Here is a 19783-nt window from a genome sequence, read left to right on the forward strand (position 1 = left end):
ACGGTCTCTGACGCCTGATCAGCGGCGGGTGACGTGGATCTTCCACGCGCCCGCCGCTGTCCTTCCCAGCACCTTGAAGGTCAGCCCGGACGCCTTGTCGGTGGAGCCCTCGCCGACGCTGAAGGGCGCGTCGTTCAGGGAGTTGAAGGCGCCGCTGCTGAAGTCGCAGGCGGAGGTGCGGGGATGGGCGTCCACGACGGTCACCGGGCCCTTGCCCGAGTCGATGTCGGTGCGGACCCGGTAGGCGAGCACGCCCGCGCGGCACGCGTCCTTGTCGTTGCCGAGCTGCTGCCTGGCCTCCAGGACGAAGACCCCGGTGCGGCTGTACGGGATCACGACGGCTTTGCGTCCGCCGGGGATCTCGACGGCGCCGAGTTCGTAGGTCGTGTCGGTGCGGCCGGTGACGCAGGCGATCTGGCTGTCGTCGAGCCAGCCGAGCTTCCACTTGTGCCAGGCGAACAGGTCGCCCTGCAGTCCCCAGTCGAGGGACATGCTGTCCCACTGCCCGGCGAGTGTGTCGGTGCGCGGGAAGTCGTCGGCGGCGTAGAGGTCGGGCAGGCCGAGCGCGTGGCCGTTCTCGTGGCTGAGGACGCGCGGGCCCGACTGGTCGTGGCCGTAGATGAGGGAGACCTTGTCGAGGTGGGCGCCGTCGTCGGTGGTCGCGGCGGACGCGCCGGTCCAGGTGACCGAGAGCACCGCCTCGTCGGCGGGCGGGCCCGCGTTGGGGGTGACGAGGATGTTGACGAGGTCGTAGCCGCGGAAGTCGATGGAGTGGTCGGCGACCTTGAGCAGGTCGCGCATCATCTCGGTGTGGGCGTCCCAGCCGTAGCCGCGGCCGATCCCGTACGCGCTGAAGGGCCGCGGCATCCGTATGTAGCGCAGCACCGGCGTGGACTCGTAGTCGAGGCGGCCGTACGAGCTGACGGCGTACCACTTCTTGACGGCGGGGAAGAACTCGCCGTAGCGGTCGGCGGCGCTGTACTGGGCGGGCGCGTCGGGGAAGTCGATCAGCAGGGTCAGGGCGTGCAGGGTGCCGGTGGAGGGGGCGAATTCGGCGTTGGGGCCGCGGCTGGAGCTGTCGGGGAAGCCCTCGGACATGGCGACGCCGGGGACGGCCCGCAGGGCGCAGGGCCGGGCGGCGGGCGGCGGCGAGGCGTTGAGCGCGGGGGTGCGCGGGCCCGCGGAGACGGTGCTGCCGACGGCGAGCAGCCCGAGCGCGAAGAGCGCGGTGCAGCGCAGTCCGGTCCGGGTCAGCCGGCGCGGCCCCGACCCCGTCGTGGCCGGGCGGCGCGGTCCAGACCCCTTGGTGGAGGCCATGGCGTTAGCTCCTGTGGCCGGTGTCGTCGCCGACGGGCGACCCCTCGACGATCTTGACCGTCCAGGTGCCGTCCGAATTGTGGGCGGAGACCGTCACGCGGGTGGAGCCGTCGGGTACGGCGTAGGACTCCCCCACGCCCAGCGGCGCGTCGGCCAGCGGCGGGTAGACGGAGGTGGCCCGGCACGCGGAGGTGTGGGGGTGGCCGTCGATCACCGCGATGGGTCCGTCGCCCGACTCGATGTCGGAGCGCACCTTGTAGAGCAGGACGCCCTGGCGGCAGGCGGCGTGGTCGTTGCCGGTGGCGGTGCGCGCCTCGATGGCGAGGGCGGTGTCGGGCCCGGTGCGTACGACGATCAGCTTGGTGCCGCCGGGGGTCTCGTCGGGGCTGAGGTCCTGGTAGGTGGTGCCCGCGCGGGTGACGCAGCCGACCTGGTCGGAGGTGATCCAGCCGAGCTTCCACTTGTGCCAGGCGAAGGGGTCGGGCGCGAGGCCGAACTGGCTGCCCATCAGGTCCCAGTCGCCGACGTGGGTGTCCCAGTCGGCGTTGCTGCCCGCGGGCGGCCGGTAGTACAGGTCGGGCAGGTCGAAGACGTGGCCGGTCTCGTGGGCGAGCACGTTGCGGTCCGGCGGGTGCCGTTCGAAGACGGTGACGAGCCGGCGCAGCGGGGTGCCGTCGACGGTGATCGGGGTGGAGAGGTTGACGACCTTGGTGGCGTCGGAGTCGACGCCGGGCGCGTCGGGGTCGGCGACGAGGTAGACGACGTCGTAGCCGTGGAAGTCGACCACCGGGTCGGCGGCGGCGATGGCGTCGCGCAGGTAGGCGGTGCGGTCGGCGGCGTTCCAGTCGCGGCTGATCGCGTAGTCGGTGGCCGGGCGCGGCATGCGCAGCCAGCGGGTGACGGGGTGGACGCCGAGGTCGAAGCGGCCGTACGAGGCGCGGTCGAAGAAGCGGGTGGTGGCCGGGAAGTGGTCGGCGGCGACCTGCTGGGTGGTGAGGTCGGGCGCGGTGCCGGGGAAGTCGAGGAAGACCATGAGGGCCTTCATGTGGCCAGTCGGCCGGGTGTAGCCGCTCTCCCAGGTGTCGACGCCCTCGGAGTGGTGGGCGCCGGTGCGCGGCAGGAGGCAGGCGCTGCCGACGGCGGCGGACGCGGCGGGGCCGGTCGTCAGCGTCCAGGCGACCACGGCGCTGAAGACGCTGAGCGCCGCCGCGGCGGAGCGCAGGACACGCCGCCGCGCGCGGGGCGGTACGCCTATCGAGACGCCTGAGGAGCCTGACGAGCTGGCTGACCGCCGCACATGGACCTCCGGGGAGGATTCGTGAACCCGTTCGGGACACCTCCCCCACATTGCTATGGAATGTGACGATATGTCCTGTCCGACTGCTCCAGCCGGGCGGTGTGCGGGAGGCGTACGGGCGTCGCACAGCGGTCACTACGGTGCGTAATGTCCCCAGGGATGCGATCACATGAGCGATCCGTTCGGACACGTTCGGTCGATCCGTCAGCACACGTGCGGAGAATCACCACCAGGGCGCTGGAACACCAACTCCGCCAGCCCATATGATCGCGATCGAGACGAGCGCGAAGCGGGGAGCGGGCCATGGGCGGACCCTCGGGCGGCCCAGGTGTCGAGCCCGAAAGCACAGCACAAGTCATCACGCACAGTCACACCTCTGCCCCACACTCCGGCGGCGGCGGGGAACCGCAGCCGGCCGGACGGACGGCGGGGCAGGGAAGTACGGCCGCGCGGCCGGGCGACGCCGACCTGCGCGACTACCGGGCCGCCTTCGCCATCGCCCAGACCGCGATGGCGCTGCTCGCCCCCGACGGCACGGTCCTGGAGGCCAACGGCGCGCTCGGCGCGCTGCTGGGCGCCTCGCCCGAGCGGATGAGCGCCACGGGCGCCGCCGCGCTCCTCGGCCTGAGCGGCGACCGGCACGCCCGCGCCGCCTTCCACGACGTGCTCACCGGCCGCCGCGAACGGCTGCGCTGCACGCGCGGCATCACCCGGCCGGACGGCAGCACCGTGCACGCCGAGATCACGCTCTCGCGCACCGGCGCGCGCCCGCTGCTGCTGTCCGTCGAGGACGTCGGCGAGCGGGACACCCTGCGCGAGGAGCTGCGGCACCTGCGCATGCACGACCCGGTCAGCAGACTGCCCAACCGCGCGCTGTTCTTCGAGCGGCTGTCGGCCGCCGTCGGCGACCACGGCAGCCGGACCGGCCGGATCGGCCTGTGCTATCTGGACCTGGACGGCTTCAAGGCGGTCAACGACACGCTCGGCCACCGCGTCGGCGACGAACTGCTGGCCGCCGTGGGCCGTCGCCTGCTGGCCTGCGCCGAGCCCGGCGGGCACCTGGTGGCGCGGCTCGGCGGCGACGAATTCGCCCTGCTGGTACGGGACTCCACCGGTACGGGGCAGGCGACGGATCTGGCCGAGGCCGTACTGGCCGCGCTCCAGCCGCCGTTCGACGTGGGCGGCCACCGGCTCGCGGTCTCCGCCAGCATCGGCGTGGTCGAACGGGAGGCGGCGGGCACGTCGGCCACCGGTCTGATGCAGGCCGCCGACACCACGCTGTACTGGGCCAAGGCCGACGGCAAGGCGCGCTGGACGCTCTTCGACCCGGAGCGCAACGAGCACCGGATGACCCGTCAGGCCCTGTCCCGTACGCTGCGGCAGGCCGTCGAGCGCGGCGAATTCGTCCTGGACTACCAGCCGTTGGTCGCCCTCGACTCGGGCGAGCTGCGCGGTGTCGAGGCACTGGTGCGCTGGGAGCACCCGCACTTCGGGCGGCTGGCGCCCAACCGCTTCATCGGTCTCGCCGAGGAGGACGGCTCCATCGTCCAGCTCGGCCGCTGGGTGCTCGCCGAGTCCTGCCGCCAGGCCCGCGCCTGGCAACTGGCCCACCCCGAGGCGCCGTTGGTGGTCAGTGTCAACGTGGCCGTACGCCAGGTCTGGGACTCCGACCTGGTCGCCGACGTCGCCGCGATCCTCGCCGACACCGGTCTGCCGCCGCGGCTGCTCCAGTTGGAACTCACCGAGTCCGCCGTGATGGGCTCCGCCGGCCGTCCCCTCCAGGCGCTGCACGCCCTGGACGAGATGGGCGTACGGATCGCCATCGACGACTTCGGCACCGGTTACTCCAACCTCGCCTACATGAGCCGCCTCCCGGTCTCGGCCCTGAAGCTGGACGGCTCCTTCGTGCAGGGCTTCCGCTCCGCGGAACACCCCAACCCGGCCGACGAGACGATCGTCGAGGCGCTGGTCGAACTGGCCCACCGGCTCGGCCTGACGGTGACGGCGGAGTGCGTGGAGAACGCGGAGCAGGCGGAGCGCCTGCGGCGGATCGGCTGCGACACGGGCCAGGGCTGGCACTACTCGCGCCCCGTGGCGGCGGCGGCGATCTCCGCGCTGCTGGACTGAGGCGGCACGCGCCGCGGGACCGGGGCGGTACGCGCCGCGCGGACCGGGGCGGCACGCGCCGCGCGACGGCGGCACGCGGAAGGGGCCCGCGTCCTTGGGGGGAGAAAGGACGCGGGCCCCGGGTCATGCGGTCAGGAGGTGAGCCGCGTCAGCAGGCCCCGAGGTCCTGCCACACGCCCCATTCCCCGGTCGTACCGGGCTCCTCATTGGTGGTCCACCACTTGGCGTTCCACTTGTGGCCCTTCCAGGAGACCTGGTTGCCACCGACGTAGACCGCGGAGGCGGACCAGGACGGCAGGGTGCAGGTGCCGCCCGGCGGGGTGGTCGGAGGCGTGGTGGGCGGGGTCGTCGGCGGCGTCGTGGGGGGCGTCGTCGGCGGGGTGGTGGGAGGCGTGGTCGGCGGGGTGGTCGGCGGCGTGGTGGTCGTGCCGCAGCCGGACGCGGACCCGTTGGTCGCCGTCACGATCTTGTTGAAGAGGGTGGCGGCGGGATCGAGGTCGAGCAGCGAGTACATCATCGAGCCGGCCAGGTTGTGGCAGTGCGCGTAGTCCGCCTTGGCCTGGATCGCCTGGGCGCCGAGGCCGGTCCAGAACTCGGTCCCGTTGTAGAACCAGTTGGCCTGGGTGCTCGGGTCGTAGAACGTCGTGGAGGCGTTGTCCACGAGCCCGGTGAGCTCCTTGTAGTACGCGGTGCCCGCCACCTGGCTGATGCCGCGCGCCGGGGCGGGGCCCGAAGCGGACTGGTACAGGCCGTGGTTGCTGCCCGCGGGTACACCGGTCCAGCCGCGGTAGTACAGCGGGTAGCCCATGGTGATCTTCGTGGACGGGAAGCCGCCCGCGATGCCGTAGGCCGAATTACCGTTGATCCACGCGTTGATGGCGTGATCGGTGCTGTACTTCTCGGTGCCCGGCGGGATCGCCGTGGACGGGTCGGTCGGCGACTGGTACAGCGGGTCCTGGAGGTTGGTCGGACCGGTCGCGTCCCAGGCTCCGTGCATGTCGTACGTCATGATGTTCGCGTAGTCGAGGTACTGCCCGACCTTGTTGGTCTCGATCTGCGCGATCTTGTCCTGGCCGGCCGGGAGCGCGGCGGTCAGCAGCATCTTCTTGTTGCCGTTGGCCGTGCCGTACGCGTTCAGTTCGGTGCGGAACTCCGCGAGCAGCGCGGTGAAGTTGGCCTTGTCGTTGGGGCTGTAGTGGTTGCCCACGTGGCCGTTGGGCGAGCCGGGGTACTCCCAGTCGATGTCGAAGCCGTCGAAGATCCCGGCACCGCTGCCGGGGCCGCCGTAGCCGCCCTGCACGGGCAGATTGCCCTTGATGAACATGTCGATGCAGGAGCTGACGAACTTCTTCCGGCTGGCGTCCGTGGCCGCCACGTCGGAGAAGTACTTGGAGTAGGTCCAGCCGCCGATCGAGGCGACGATCTTCAGGTTGGGGTGCTTCGCCTTCAGCTTCTTGAGCTGGTTGAAGTTGCCGACGATCGGCTGGTTCCAGGTGTCGGCGACACCGTCCACGCTGATGTCCGCGCCGAACGACTTCTGGTAGTCGGCGAAGGAGTCCCCCGCGCCGTCACCGGCGTTGGGGTTGGACTCGTTCGTGGAGTCCGACGCCTTGGTGGCCTCGAAACAGGTCAGGTTCGAGGGGTCGATGTTCTCGAACGAGTAGTTGAGGATGTCGAGTTTGCCCGCCACCCCCGACGTGTCGAGGTTCTTCGGGTAGTAGGCGTTGCCGTACACGCTCCACTGGTCGTAATAGGCGATCTTCACGCCGCCGCTGCTCGCGGCGGCGGCCGCGGGCTTGGCGGCGGCGGTGGTGTCCGCCTGGGCTGTGCCCACTCCGGCGACGAGCGCGGTGAGCGCTCCGGCGGTGAGGGCGGCGGTCGTGACGGCTGCCACGATCGCTCTCTTCCTGGACTGCACGAGTACCTCCGGGGGGAGAGGGAGGAACAACAGGGGGCTGGTGAATGGATAACCCCTCGTCAAGTGCACGTCAATGGTCTGAACCAGACTTGGACTAGACCAATCCTGCGGAAGGCGACCGGCCGGTAGCGTTCCGCGACAACGGCAAAGCCGCTCGTCAACCGGGTGACAAGCGGCTTTAACGCTGACTTAAGGCTGGTCAGGGGCCGTCGCGCGACGTTGGACCACGCACCGGCCGGAAATGAGTCTTTAACCGGCGGCGACCTCGGAGGAGACACCCGACGGGGCCTCGGCGGAGGCCGTCGCGATGTCCTTCGGGAAGCCGTACGCGTCCGCGATGAGGTCGTAGGAACGCAGCCGGACCGACGGCGTGTGCGCGTTGGCGGTGATCACCAACTCGTCGGCGCCGGTGCGGTCCACGAGCTGGTCGAGTCCGGTACGCACCGTGTCCGGGTCGCCGTGGATGATGTTCACCAGCCACGAGTCCACGAAGTCCCGTTCCGCCGGGCTGAATTCGTATGCCTCGGCCTCCTGGGGCGTCGGCACCAGGCCGGGGCGTCCGGTGCGCAGCCGCAGCATGCTCAGCGCGCCGGAGAGCACCTGGCGGCGCGCCTCGGCCGGGTCGTCGGCGGCCAGCGCGGCGACGCCGATCGAGGCGTAGGGGCGGTCCAGGATCTCCGAGGGCCGGAAGGACTCGCGGTAAAGGGCCAGCGCGGGAACGGTGTTGGCGGCCGAGAAGTGGTGCGCGAAGGAGAACGGCAGGCCGAGCGTGCCCGCCAGTCGCGCGCTGAAGCCGGAGGAGCCCAGCAGCCACACGCTCGGGCGGCCCGCCGACTGGACGCCGCCGGGCGCCGTGCCCTGCACCGGGCCGGGAATGGCGTGAATGCGCGCGTAGCGGTGCCCGTCGGGGAAGTCGTCGTCCAGGAACCGGGTCAACTCCGCGAGCTGCTGCGGGAATTCGTCCGCGCCCTCGTGCAGCCGGTCGGTGCGGCGCAGCGCGGCGGCCGTCGCGCCGTCGGTGCCGGGCGCGCGGCCGAGACCGAGGTCGATCCGGCCGGGGGCCAGCGCCTCCAGGGTGCCGAACTGCTCGGCGATCACCAGCGGCGCGTGGTTGGGCAGCATCACCCCGCCGGAGCCGAGCCGCAGCGTGCGGGTGTGGGCGGCGAGGTGGGCGAGGATCACCGCGGGCGAGGAGCTGGCGACGCCCGGCATCGAGTGGTGCTCGGCCACCCACATCCGGTGGTAGCCGCGGGTCTCCGCGGTCCTGGCGATCTCGACGCTGGTGCGCAGCGCGTCGGTGGCGGTGAAGCCGCTGCCGACGGTGGCCAGATCCAGTACGGACAGCGGTACGGGGGCGGTGCCGCGGACCGGGCCGCGGATGCCCCGGCCGCGGAGCGTACCGGTGTCGCCGTCCCGGCCGTCCGTACGGGACCGGCCGTCCGTAGCGGACCGCCCGTCCGTCCGTTCGCCCTGCTGTTCGCCCTGTCGTTCGTCACCCACGGCGGGCGCCTCCTCGATCGTCTCCGTGCCCATGTCTGCCCCACCCCTGCCCGACCGACAACCGGAGCCCGCGTCCGGTTATTCCCGGGCGCGGATTGTACGGTTCCCCCGCCGTTTCCTTTTCGGGTAATGACGTCGGCATATGCCAGGGTGGCCCCTTCCTGCATATACGCTTGAAGAGCCCCGGATAACCGGCCAACCGCCTCTACCTGAAACGGGATTGGGGCTATCGTGGAGACCGGCCCAGCCGCCGGGTCCGGTCGTCTCGGATACCCGTCCGTGACCGGCGGCGACAGCCAGGACGCAAACGGTCATACCTGCAGGGGGCTACCGTGGCGCTTGAACACCGACAGATCGAGCCGGTGTACGCGGTCCAGTACGCGCTGCGCGTGCTCGAATCCGTCGACACCCATCGGCACGGCGTCACCGCCGAACAGTTGGCTCGCGAAATCGGTGTGCCGCTGGACTATCTCTCCCATCTGCTGGCAATGCTGCGCCGCGAGCGTTATCTCGGATTTCTGCCCGGCGGCGGATATGTCATCGGCGAGTCCATGGTGCTCCTCGGCGCCGCCAACCGCGACCACGCCCTCGCGGAGAAGCTCCAGACGGTCCTGGCCGAACTGCGCGACGAAGTGGGCGCGGCCGTCTACTTCAGCCGGTACGACGACGGCGAGGTGCACGTCATCGACTTCGCCGACGGCCCGAACGCGCCGAAGGTCAACGAGTGGGTGGACTTCCGCTCCTCCGCCCACGCCAGCGCGGTCGGCAAGTGCCTGCTCTCGCAGCTCGACCACGACGGCCGGATGGAACACCTCTCGCGGCACCGCCCGGCCCGGCTGACCTCGCGCACCGTCGTGGACGACCGCGTCCTGCTGACCAAGCTCGAACGCCAGCCGACCTCGGTGCCCACCCTCGACCTCCAGGAATACGCGGTCGGCACCGTCTGCGCCGCGATCCCGGTCACCATCGGCAAGACGGTCGCCTGTCTCGCGCTGTCGATGCCGTACGCCCAGGCCCACCGCCTCAAGCCCGCCGTGGACACCCTCCACACCCGCGCGGCCCCGGTCCTGCTCTCCTTCAGCATCTGATCCGCCACGACGAAGACCCGGCACGGCGAGCGTTCGGTACGACGAAGGCCCCCCGCGTGTACGGAGGGCCTTCGTGGGCATGTGCGCCGCCAGGGACTCGAACCCCGGACCCGCTGATTAAGAGTCAGCTGCTCTAACCAACTGAGCTAGCGGCGCCTGCTGACGTGGGAGATCGTACCCGATGGTCGGGGCCGGGCTCAAAGCGGCGGCGGATTGCCGCCAGGCGGAATCGCGCCACCGCCGATCCGTGCGGTGGCGGGCGTACGGCCGGTAGATCATGTGCATGACTTCGACTCGACGCCGGATCACCGTACCGGCGGGCACCACCGTGCTCGCCCTCGGTACCGCACTCCTGCTGCCCACGGGCCCCGCCGCCGCGGCGACCCCCGCGGCGGCCCCGCGGTCCGCGCCCTCGTCAGCCAACTCCACCCCCTCCGCCACCTCGACCACCGTCACCCTGCTCACCGGCGATGTCGTGCACATCGCCGACGGCCCCGGCAAGCAGGACACCGTCACCGTCGACCGCGCGCCCGGAGCGCGGGGGATCGTACGGATCCAGCAGTACGGCGGTGACACGTACGTCATTCCCGACGAGGCGGAGCCGCTGCTGGCCGCGGGGAAGCTGGACCGGCGGCTGTTCGACGTGTCCGCCCTGGCCGCGATGGGCTACGACGACGCGCACAGCGCCGGACTGCCGCTGATCGCCACCTGGACCGACGCCGCCCGCACGGCACGGTCGCAGCCCGCGGCTCCGGCCGGCGCGAGCACCGTACGGACGCTGCCGAGCATCGGCGGCGCGGCCCTGAAGGCCGACAAGAAGCGGTCCCGCGCCTTCTGGACCGGCCTGGCGGGCCCGGCGGGCAACGCCCGTTCGCTCAACGGCGCCACCGGCATCGACAAGCTGTGGCTCGACGGCCGGGTGACGGCCGACCTCAAGGACTCGGTGCCGCAGATCAACGCGCCGCAGGCGTGGGCCGAGGGCTACGACGGCGCGGGCGAGAAGGTCGCCGTCCTGGACACCGGCGTGGACGACACCCACCCCGACCTGAAGGACCGGATCGCCACCGAGCAGAGCTTCGTGCCCGGCCAGGCCGTCACCGACGGCAACGGCCACGGCACGCACGTCGCCTCCACCATCGCGGGCAGTGGCGCGGCCTCCGACGGCAGTTACAAGGGCGTCGCGCCGGGCGCGAAGCTGCTGGTCGGCAAGGTGCTCTCGAACGAGGGCGAGGGCCAGGACTCCTGGATCATCGCGGGCATGGAGTGGGCCAAGGCCCAGGGCGCCGACGTGGTGAGCATGAGCCTCGGCTCCTCGATACCCGACGACGGCACCGACCCGATGGCCCAGGCCGTCAACTCCCTGTCGGCGAACGGCGGTCCGCTGTACGTGATCGCCGCGGGCAACTCCTACGGCGCGGGCACCATCGGCGCCCCCGGCTCGGCGCGCGACGCGCTGACCGTGGCGGCCGTCGACAAGTCCGACCAGCGCGCCGACTTCTCCAGCATGGGCCCGCTGAGCGGCGGTTACGGTCTCAAGCCGGACCTGTCGGCGCCCGGCGTCGACATCACCGCGGCGATGCCCGGCGGCGGCTACCAGACGATGTCCGGTACGTCGATGGCCACCCCGCACGTGGCGGGCGCCGCCGCGATCCTCAAGCAGCGGCACCCCGACTGGACCGCGGCGCGGCTCAAGGACGCGCTGATGAGCACGTCCAAGGTGCTCGCCGACTACACGCCGTTCGAGCAGGGCACCGGCCGGGTCGACGTACTGGCCGCGGTCGACTCCCCGGTCCAGGCCACCGGTTCGGTCGACACGGCCGTCTACTCCTGGCCGCACGACGGCGCGGCCCCGGCCACCCGCGTGATCACGTACCGCAACAGCGGCAAGGCCCCGGTCACGCTGGATCTGGCGACGGACACCAAGGACCCGGCGTACACGCTGTCGGCGCCGTCCGTCACCGTCGCCGCGGGCGGCAGCGCGGACGTCACGCTGACGCTCGACCCGGCCGGGGTGCCGTCGGCGACCACCTTCTCCGGCCAGGTGCTGGCGACCGACGCGGCGACCGGACACATCGTCGCGCACACCGGCTTCGCGCTGGAGAAGGAACAGGAGCTGTACGGCTACACGGTCAAGCTGCGCGGCCGGGACGGAAAGCCCGCCGCGGGCACCGTCGTGCTGGCGCAGGAGGGCAACCCCAACCCGTCGCCGGTCGCGGTCGACGGCGAGCGCACGCTGCGGCTGGCGCCCGGCACGTACATGGCGTACGCGGAGATCGACGTGGCAGGCGACGCCCCGGACTCGCTGGGCCTGGCCGTGCTGATCAACCCGGAGACGGTGCTCAGCAAGGACACCACCGTCACGCTCGACGCGAGCAAGGCGCGCAAGGTCAGCGCGGCCGTGCCGGGTCAGCGGACCCAGACGCGGCAGCTCCACGTGGACATCGCCCGCACCTTCGCCGACGGCGAGGTCGTCCGTGACGCGGCGGTCCTGCCGCTGACGTACGACACGCTGTACGCGTCGCCGACGGCCAAGGTCGGCAACGGCACCTTCGACTTCCTGACCCGCTGGCGGCTCGGCGAGCGGCAGGTCGCCGTCACCGGGCGCGGGCAGGACCTGGACACCACCCCGCAGCCCGGCGCCACCGTCACCGACGGCAAGGGCACGCTCCGCGCGGTCTACGCCGGGCAGGGCGGCGCGGCCGACTACCGGGGTCTGGACGCCAGGGGCAAGGTCGTGGTGGTCGAGCGCTCCGACGCCGTCACGCCGGTCCAGCGCGCCGCGGCGGCGACCGCCGCGGGCGCGAAGCTGCTGATCGTCGTCAACGACGGCCGCGGCAGGCTGCTGGAGTCCTACGCCGACCCCGACAACGGCTACCAGGACACGCCGCTGACCGTGGTCTCCGTCCAGCAGGGCGCGGGCGCGAAGCTCGTCGCCGACGCCAAGGGCGGCAAGCTCTCGCTGAGCGTCGAACAGCGCGAGTACACCCGGGTCGTCTACGACCTGCTCGACCAGCACGACGGCACCATCCCTGACCGCTCCCTGGCCTACACCCCCGACCCCAGGCGCGACCTGGCCAAGGTCACCGCCACCTACAACGGCGACCGCGCCCGCGCGGGCGCCGGCTTCCGCTACGACATCCCCGCCTGGGGCTACGGCATCGGTTTCGCCGAGCAGGAGTCCTACCCGGGCACCCGTACCGAGTACGTCTCGCCCGAGCACGGCGCCGGATTCTGGTACGAGGACCACTCCGTCTACGACGCGGACTACAGCAACCAGCTCCTGGAGGAGCGCGGCGGCAACGACTCGTTCACACCGGGCCGTTCGTACGCGGTCTCCTGGTTCGGCGGGATCTTCCGGCCGCGCCTCGGCTCCGCCTTCTGGGGGCCGAACCGCTCGTCGTACAACGACATCCAGTTCAACATCACGCCGTGGACGGACGGCGGCGCGGGCCACTCGGGCGACATGCCCGCCGACGAGTACGACGGCCGCACCACCTACGCCGCCTACCAGGGCGACACCCTCGTCGCCCAGGGAGTCGGCCGGGCGGGCGGCATCTGGGACCAGCCCGCGAAGAAGCTGCCCTACCGGCTGGTGCTCGACTCGGCGCGGGACGCCAAGGAGTGGCGGACCTCGATCCGTACGCACACCGAGTGGAACTTCGTCTCGGGGCCGCTGCCCGAGGGCGTCGGCCAGGACGACGTCAAGCTGCTCCAGCTCGACTACGACGTGCCCACCGACACCGCGGGCGATGTGCCCGGCGGCCGGCTGATCCCGGTCGGTCTGGGGTCCACCACGCAGGAGTGGCTGGACGGCGCGACGAAGGCGGCCTCGGCGAAGCTGTCGGTCTCCTACGACGACGGCAGGACCTGGCTGCCGACGCTGCTGATCAAGGACCGCAAGGGCCACTGGACGACGCTGATCCGGACTCCGCGCGACCCCGGCGGCTCCGTGTCGCTGAAGGCGAGCGCGTCCGACGGCGCGGGCGGCTCGGTGAGCCAGGAGATCATCAGGGCCTTCGGCCTGAGGTGACCGGCTGACCCACCGGGCGGAGGGGATGGTCGGAGGGGGTGGTCGAGACCACCCCCTCCGACCACGTATGATGGTCCCCGCAAGCGCCGCTAGCTCAGTTGGTTAGAGCAGCTGACTCTTAATCAGCGGGTCCGGGGTTCGAGTCCCTGGCGGCGCACTTGCCCAGAAGGCCCTCCGCGCGAGCGGGGGGCCTTCTCCGTGTGCCCGCCGGTGTGCTCCGCACGGGTGGTCCTGGGCGGCGGCGGGCGCGGCAGGCGTACGGGGCGGGGCGGGCGGAGGAAGGTCGGCCCGTGCTGGGGCTGATCGTGGGTCATTTCGTGCTGGCGGGTTTCGCGGGGGTGTTCACGCGGTGGTGGGGCCGCCGGGCCTTCCTCGTGCTCGCCGCCGCGCCCGCCGCGACCGCCGTCTGGGCGGCCCTCCAGTGGAACGCGGTCGCCAACGGCCGGGTCCGCGAACAGACCTGGCACTGGGCGCCCGCCCTCGACCTGGAGATCGCGCTGCGCCTCGACGCGCTGAGCCTGCTGCTCGCCGTCCTCGCGGGCGGCGTCGGCGCCCTCGTCCTGGTCTACTGCGCCGGGTACTTCCGCGACGACGAGCCGGGACTCGGCGGCTTCGCGGGCACCCTGACCGCCTTCGCGGGCGCCATGCTCGGCCTCGTCCTGGCCGACGACCTGATGCTCCTGTACGTCTTCTGGGAGCTGACCACCGTCCTGTCCTTCCTGCTGATCGGCCACAGCGCCGAGAAGAAGGCCAACCGGCGCTCCGCCCTCCAGGCCCTGGTGGTCACCACCGCGGGCGGCCTCGCCATGCTCGTCGGGCTGCTGATGCTCGGCCACTGCGCGGGCACCTACCGGCTGTCCGCGCTGATCGCCCACCCGCCCGCCACCGGTCCCGCCGTACGCGTCGCCCTCGTCCTGGTCCTCGCGGGCGCCCTGTCCAAGTCCGCCGTGTGGCCCTTCAGCCTGTGGCTGCCCGGCGCGATGGCCGCGCCCACCCCCGTCAGCGCCTACCTGCACGCGGCGGCCATGGTGAAGGCCGGTGTCTATCTCGTCGCCCGCCTCTCCCCCGCCTTCGCCCCCGTCGGCCCCTGGCGCGCCCTCACCGTCGGCCTCGGCCTGGCCACCATGCTCCTCGGCGGATGGCGCGCCCTGCGCGAATTCGACCTCAAACGGATCCTCGCCTACGGCACCGTCAGCCAACTCGGCTTCCTCACCGCCCTGGTCGGCACCGGCTCCCACAACGCCGCTCTCGCCGGAGTCACCCTCCTGTTCGCCCACGCCCTCTTCAAGGCCGCCCTCTTCCTCGTCGTCGGCGCCGTCGACCAGACCACCGGCACCCGCGACATCCGCCGCCTGTCGGGCCTGGCCCGCACCTCCCCCCTCCTGTGCGCCGCCGCCACCCTCGCCGCCGCCTCCATGACCGGCCTCCCCCCCTTCCTCGGCTTCCCCGCCAAAGAAGCCGCCTTCGACGCCCTGACCCCCCTCCCCCTCTCCCTGTCCGTCCTCGGCTCCGCCCTGACCGTCGCATACACCCTGCGCTTCCTGTGGGGCGCCTTCGGAGGAAGCGCCACGGCGAAGCCCCCTGCCGCCCCTCCCCCCGCGGCCCCCGACGCACCGAAGCCCCCTGCCGCCCCTCCCCCCGCAGCCGCCGACGTACCGGAGGGGACGGGCCGGGGTGCCCCCGCAGATTTGCGTGCCGACAGGGCGGCGACGGATGCGCAGGAGCAGGCAGCACGCAGCTCGAGGAGGTACCCCGGCCCGGGACCGACCCGCGCACACACGGCAGGCGCCCACACGGCCAGCCCACGCACGGCCAGCGCACACACGGCAAGCGCACACCTGAAGGGCTGGGAAAAGGCGGTGCCCGTAGGAACGCTGGCACTCGCCGGGACGGTCCTCGGCCCCTACGTCACCCACCTCGAACCGCTGCTCGGGCAGTACGCCCACTCCGTACCGGAAGCGGACGGCGCCGCGCCGTACCACCTGGCGCTGTGGCACGGCTGGGGCACCCCCCTGGCCCTGTCCCTGGTCGCCTGGGCCCTGGGCGCAGCCCTCTTCGCGGGGAACACCCCCCTGATCCGGCTCGCCCGGAAAACGGCCCTCCCCACCGCCGAAGCGGCCTTCGCCCGCATGATCCGCGGCACCGAATGGTTCGCCCTCCAGCTCACCGGCACGGTGCAACGCGGCTCCCTCGCGGTCTACTTGACCACCGCCCTCCTCGTGTTCACCGGCACCGAGTCGTACGCCCTGGTCCACGACGCCCCCTGGCACACCCCCGGCGGCGGCCCCCGCCTGGCGGACGACGCGGCGCAGGCCGCCGTGGCGGTCGCGGTGATGGCGGCGGCGGTGCTGTGCGTGACGGCCCGGCTGCGGATGAAGGCGGTGGTGCTGGCGGGCACCACGGGCTACGGCACGGCGGTGCTGTTCGTGCTCCAGGGCGCCCCCGACCTGGCCCTGACGCAGTTCACCGTGGAGACGGCCAGCATCGTGGTGTTCGTGCTGGTGCTGCGCCGCCTCCCGGCGCGCTTCCCGCGCACGGCCCCGCGCCGCCGCGCGGCGAACTACGCGGTGGGCGCCGCCGCGGGCGCCCTCGTCGCGGGCCTGACGTATCTGACGGCGGCGGCCCGCCGGGCGAGCGACGCCCGCGCCGCGCTGATCGAGGCGACCGAGCACGACGGCGTGAAGAACGTGGTGGCGACGATCCTGGTGGACCTGCGCGCCTGGGACACGATGGGCGAGTCCGCGGTGCTGGCGGTCGCCGCGGTCGGCGTGACGAGCCTGCTGTTCCTGCGCCGCCGCGCGGGCTCGCTGCCACGGGCAGTGGACGGCGAGGAACCGGGCACCGTATGGCGGGCGGGGCCGCGCGAGGCGCCGGGCCCGGCGTCACTGGCCCCCGAGCGGACCTGGCTGTCCGCGAGCGGCACCCTCGCGCAGGAGCGCCGCTCGGTGGTCTTCGAGGTGGTGGCCCGGCTGACCTTCCACCCGATCCTGGTGCTCTCCCTCTACCTGCTGTTCAGCGCGGAGAATCTGCCCGGCGGCGGCTTCACGGCCGGGCTCGTGGCGGGCCTGGCGCTGGTGGTGCGCTATCTGGCGGGCGGGCGGTACGAGTTGGCCGCCGCGGCCCCGGTGGACGCCGGTTTCCTGCTGGGCGCGGGCCTGGTCGTGTCGGTCGGTACGGGCCTGGGCGGGCTGGTGTTCGGGCGCGCGGTGCTCGACGCGGGCACGTACCACGCGCGGCTGCCGCTGTTCGGCTCGGTCCATCTGGCCAGCCCGGTGCTCTTCGACTTCGGGGTCTACCTGCTGGTGCTCGGCGTCGTCCTGGACGTGCTGCGCGGCCTGGGCGCCGAGATCGACCTCCAGATCGAACGGGACGGCCGCGGGGAGAGGGAGGTCACGTGAAGGCGACGATCGCGCTCATCGCGGTGGGCGGTGTGCTGTTCGGCTGCGGCACCGCGCTGCTGATGTCCAGACCGCTGACCCGGATCCTGCTGGGCGCGGTGCTGCTCGGCAACGGGGCGAATCTGCTGGTGCTCGCCACGTCGGGCAAGGCGGGGAAGCCGCCGCTGCTGTATCCGGGCACCGACCCGAAGGACGTCACCGACCCGCTGCCGCAGGCGATGGCGCTCACCGCGATCGTCATCACGCTGGCGCTGACGGCGTTCCTGCTGGCGATGGCGTACCGGAGCTGGCAGTTGTCGGGGAACGACGACGTGCAGGACGACGTCGAGGACATCCGGATCGCGCTGCGCGCCGAACACGAGGGCACGCGGGCGGAGTTGCGGGCCGTGCTGCGGGCGGACCGGGTGCGGCAGGCCCGCGCGGAGGAGACCGAGGACCTCGACGACGAGGTCTGGGACCACGTACTGGGGGCCGACCGGTGACCGCGTCCGACCTGCTGCCGCTGCCGGTGGCGCTGCCGCTGCTCGCGGCCGGGGTGAAGCTGGCGATCGGCCAACGGCTGCCGCGTACGCAGCGGTTCATCAGCGCGGGCGTGCTGTGCGCGGTGCTCGGCGCGTCGCTCGCCCTGCTGGTGGCCGCCGACCGGGACGGGCCGCAGGTCATGCACACCGGCACCTGGCCCGCGTCGGTCGGCATCACGCTGGTCGCCGACCGGCTGTCCGGGCTGATGCTGGTGGTGTCGGCCGCGGTCACGCTGTGCGTGCTGATCTACTCGATCGGCCAGGGCATGGCCGACCAGGACGCGGCGACACCGCTGTCCGTCTTCCACCCGGCGTATCTGATCCTGGTCGCCGGGGTCTGCGACACCTTCCTCGCGGGCGACCTGTTCAACCTCTACGTCGGCTTCGAGATCATGCTGACCAGCAGCTATGTGCTGTTGACGCTCGGCGGTACGGCGGCCCGCATGCGGGCGGGCGCCACGTACGTGGTGGTGTCGCTGCTGTCGTCGGTGCTGTTCCTCGTCGCGATCGGGATGGTCTACGCGGCGGCCGGGACGGTGAATCTGGCGCTGCTCGCCGGGCGGCTGGCCGAACTGCCCTCCGGCGTACGGCTGCTGCTGCAACTGGCGCTGCTGACCGTCTTCGGCATCAAGGCCGCCGTCTTCCCGCTGGCGGCGTGGCTGCCGGACTCGTACCCGACCGCGCCCGCGCCGGTCACCGCCGTCTTCGCCGGTCTGCTCACCAAGGTCGGCGTCTACTCGATACTGCGGACCCAGACGCTGCTGTTCCCCGGCGGGCGGCTCGCCGACCCGCTGATGCTGGTCGCCCTGCTGTCGATGGTGATCGGCATCCTGGGCGCGGTCGCCCAGACCGACCTCAAGCGGCTGCTGTCCTTCACGCTGGTCAGCCACATCGGGTACATGGTCTTCGGTATCGCGCTCGCCTCACGCGGCGGCATCGCGGGCTCCGTCTTCTACGTGGCCCACCACATCACCGTGCAGACCACGCTCTTCCTCGTCGCGGGGCTGATCGAACGGCGCGGCGGCACGACGGATCTGCTGCGGCTGGGCGGTCTGGCCCGGATCTCGCCGCTGCTCGCCGTCGTCTTCTTCGTCCCCGCCATGAACCTCGCCGGTATTCCGCCGCTGTCCGGTTTCCTCGGCAAACTCGGCCTGCTGCGCGCCGGCATCGCCAACGGGGGCGGCTGGGCGTACGTCCTGGTCGCGGGCGGCATCGTCACCAGCCTGCTGACGCTGTACGCGTTGGCGAAGGTCTGGAACCTGGCCTTTTGGCGTGCCGCCCCGCCCGATCTGTGCGAGGACGGCACCGTCCTGGAATCCGACGAGGACTCCGCCGACGCGGAGGAGGGCGGCTCGGGGCCGGCACCCGCGCCCCCGTCGCCCCCGTCGCCCGGGGAGGACTCCGGGGCGACCGCCGTGCCGCTGCCCGCCGGGGCCGCCCACGCCGCGTCCCTCAGCGGGCGGCCCATCACCACCACGGCGGCCCTCCCCGCGCCGATGCTTCTCGCCACCTGCGCCATGGTCGCGCTCGGTCTGTCGTTCACCGTCCTGGCCGGGCCCCTCACCGGCCTCGCCGATCGCTCCGCGAGCGAGCTGCTGTCCCGAACCCCGTACGTCTCGGCGGTCCTCCGCCACTGACGGTCCCCACCGGCCGGTGGTCCGGAGACAACCGGACTGCCCCGCCGGGGCGGGTGGTGACCCGCGGGAACGCGGTAGTTGAGCGCGCGGTTCCCCATGCCCCCGACGGGGCGCGTCCTGCCCCGGGCGTCAGGTCCAGTGGGAGGGGCGGGGCGGGGCACCTGGCGAAAGGACGGTGGTGGAGTCGCCGCGGGCGGCGGTGAGTTGGGGCGGGGTGAGGAAGAGGGCCCCGCGCAGATCCGCCCCGCGCAGATCGGCGTCGCGGAGATCGGCACCGATGAGATCGGCGAGGCGCAGGTCGGCCCGCCGCAGGTCGGCGGCGATCAGATAGGCCCCGCGGAAGTCGGTGCCGCGCAGGTCCGCCCCGCGGAACCCGCGGCCGATGAGGTCGGCGCCGCGCCGGTCGCGGCCGGGGGTGCCGGCGCGGGCCAGGGCGCTGGCGCGGAGCAGGATCTCGTTGACGGGCGCGCGCTCGGCGGCGACGTCGAGGGCGAGCAGGGCATCGGGGGTGCCGAGGGTGAGCCCGGAGATCCGGGCGACGGCCGCCTCCGCGGCGGCGTGCACGGGCCGGGCGGACGGCAGCGCCAGTGTCTCGCCGAGGTAGCGGAGGAGTTCGTGGAGCTGCCGGACGACCGGCAGCAGCGCGAACATCGACCGCCCCCCGTCGGCGGCGTCGCGCCAGTCCTGCCCGCCGAAGGTGATCCGGGAGAGCTTCTGGCCCGCGCCGAAGCAGTCGTAGACGGTGCAGCCCCGGTAGCCGCGGCCCCGCAGTTCGCGGTGGATGCCGCAGCGGTGGTCGCCGCCGAGGTGCCCGCAGGGCTCCCCGGCGGCCTTGTCCGCGGCGAAGTCCGCGGAGCGGGTGAAGGCGAGGGCCACGCAGCACAGCCCGAAGCAGTCGCCGCAGTCGGCCCGCAGCTCACTCGTCTCACCCGTCGGCGTGTCCACCGGTC

General features: G+C 72.5%; 11 protein-coding genes and 2 tRNA genes. 7 read left to right on the forward strand and 6 right to left on the reverse strand.

Annotated elements, in window-relative coordinates; all coding sequences use genetic code 11:
• Positions 1 to 18 precede the first annotated feature (18 nt).
• Together ACFY9V_RS31535 and ACFY9V_RS31540 are read right to left on the reverse strand one after the other, a co-directional pair.
• Positions 19 to 1317, reverse strand: a complete 1299-nt coding sequence (locus ACFY9V_RS31535; RefSeq protein WP_391163929.1) for a M6 family metalloprotease domain-containing protein — start codon at positions 1315 to 1317, stop codon at positions 19 to 21.
• Between the two features lie 4 nt (positions 1318 to 1321).
• Positions 1322 to 2665, reverse strand: coding sequence for a M6 family metalloprotease domain-containing protein (locus ACFY9V_RS31540; protein ID WP_391163930.1), 1344 nt, complete (start codon positions 2663 to 2665; stop codon positions 1322 to 1324).
• Between the two features lie 252 nt (positions 2666 to 2917).
• On the opposite strand from ACFY9V_RS31540, the gene ACFY9V_RS31545 reads away from it, so the two are divergent.
• Positions 2918 to 4741, forward strand: coding sequence for an EAL domain-containing protein (locus ACFY9V_RS31545; RefSeq protein WP_391047035.1), 1824 nt, complete (start codon positions 2918 to 2920; stop codon positions 4739 to 4741).
• Positions 4742 to 4889: 148 nt separating this feature from the next.
• Here the strand turns inward: ACFY9V_RS31545 and ACFY9V_RS31550 are convergent, their stop codons facing one another.
• Together ACFY9V_RS31550 and ACFY9V_RS31555 are read right to left on the reverse strand one after the other, a co-directional pair.
• Positions 4890 to 6638, reverse strand: a complete 1749-nt coding sequence (locus ACFY9V_RS31550; protein WP_355343298.1) for a glycosyl hydrolase family 18 protein — start codon at positions 6636 to 6638, stop codon at positions 4890 to 4892.
• A gap of 270 nt (positions 6639 to 6908) precedes the next feature.
• Positions 6909 to 8192, reverse strand: a complete 1284-nt coding sequence (locus ACFY9V_RS31555; RefSeq protein ID WP_355343215.1) for an LLM class flavin-dependent oxidoreductase — start codon at positions 8190 to 8192, stop codon at positions 6909 to 6911.
• 299 nt (positions 8193 to 8491) lie between these two features.
• On the opposite strand from ACFY9V_RS31555, the gene ACFY9V_RS31560 reads away from it, so the two are divergent.
• The gene (locus ACFY9V_RS31560; protein ID WP_355343212.1) at positions 8492 to 9247 is read left to right on the forward strand and encodes an IclR family transcriptional regulator C-terminal domain-containing protein; all 756 of its coding nucleotides are present in this window, start codon (positions 8492 to 8494) and stop codon (positions 9245 to 9247) included.
• A gap of 82 nt (positions 9248 to 9329) precedes the next feature.
• Here ACFY9V_RS31560 and ACFY9V_RS31565 read toward each other — a convergent pair.
• Positions 9330 to 9403, reverse strand: a tRNA-Lys gene (locus tag ACFY9V_RS31565).
• A gap of 127 nt (positions 9404 to 9530) precedes the next feature.
• Here ACFY9V_RS31565 and ACFY9V_RS31570 point away from each other — a divergent pair.
• The 5 genes from ACFY9V_RS31570 to ACFY9V_RS31590 all read left to right on the forward strand — a co-directional run bounded on the left by ACFY9V_RS31570 (position 9531) and on the right by ACFY9V_RS31590 (position 18833).
• A complete protein-coding gene (locus tag ACFY9V_RS31570) occupies positions 9531 to 13277 on the forward strand; it encodes a S8 family serine peptidase (RefSeq protein ID WP_391163931.1) in 3747 nt (1248 codons plus the stop codon).
• An 83-nt stretch (positions 13278 to 13360) separates the two neighbouring features.
• Positions 13361 to 13434: transfer RNA gene (locus tag ACFY9V_RS31575), tRNA-Lys, on the forward strand.
• Between the two features lie 133 nt (positions 13435 to 13567).
• Positions 13568 to 16675, forward strand: a complete 3108-nt coding sequence (locus ACFY9V_RS31580; protein ID WP_391163932.1) for a Na+/H+ antiporter subunit A — start codon at positions 13568 to 13570, stop codon at positions 16673 to 16675.
• Positions 16672 to 17157 (forward strand): Na(+)/H(+) antiporter subunit C, encoded by a 486-nt coding sequence (locus ACFY9V_RS31585; RefSeq protein ID WP_355343203.1) that lies wholly within the window; start codon positions 16672 to 16674, stop codon positions 17155 to 17157. The genes ACFY9V_RS31580 and ACFY9V_RS31585 overlap by 4 nt, the downstream gene beginning before the upstream one ends.
• On the forward strand, positions 17154 to 18833 hold the full coding sequence (locus ACFY9V_RS31590) for a Na+/H+ antiporter subunit D (protein ID WP_391163933.1): 1680 nt from the start codon (positions 17154 to 17156) through the stop codon (positions 18831 to 18833). Before ACFY9V_RS31585 ends, ACFY9V_RS31590 begins: the two co-directional genes overlap by 4 nt.
• Positions 18834 to 18962: 129 nt before the next feature.
• Here the strand turns inward: ACFY9V_RS31590 and ACFY9V_RS31595 are convergent, their stop codons facing one another.
• A complete protein-coding gene (locus tag ACFY9V_RS31595) occupies positions 18963 to 19778 on the reverse strand; it encodes a pentapeptide repeat-containing protein (protein ID WP_391163934.1) in 816 nt (271 codons plus the stop codon).
• Positions 19779 to 19783: the final 5 nt, after the last annotated feature.

Source organism: Streptomyces sp. NPDC008317 (assembly GCF_042955955.1).
Classification (GTDB): domain Bacteria; phylum Actinomycetota; class Actinomycetes; order Streptomycetales; family Streptomycetaceae; genus Actinacidiphila.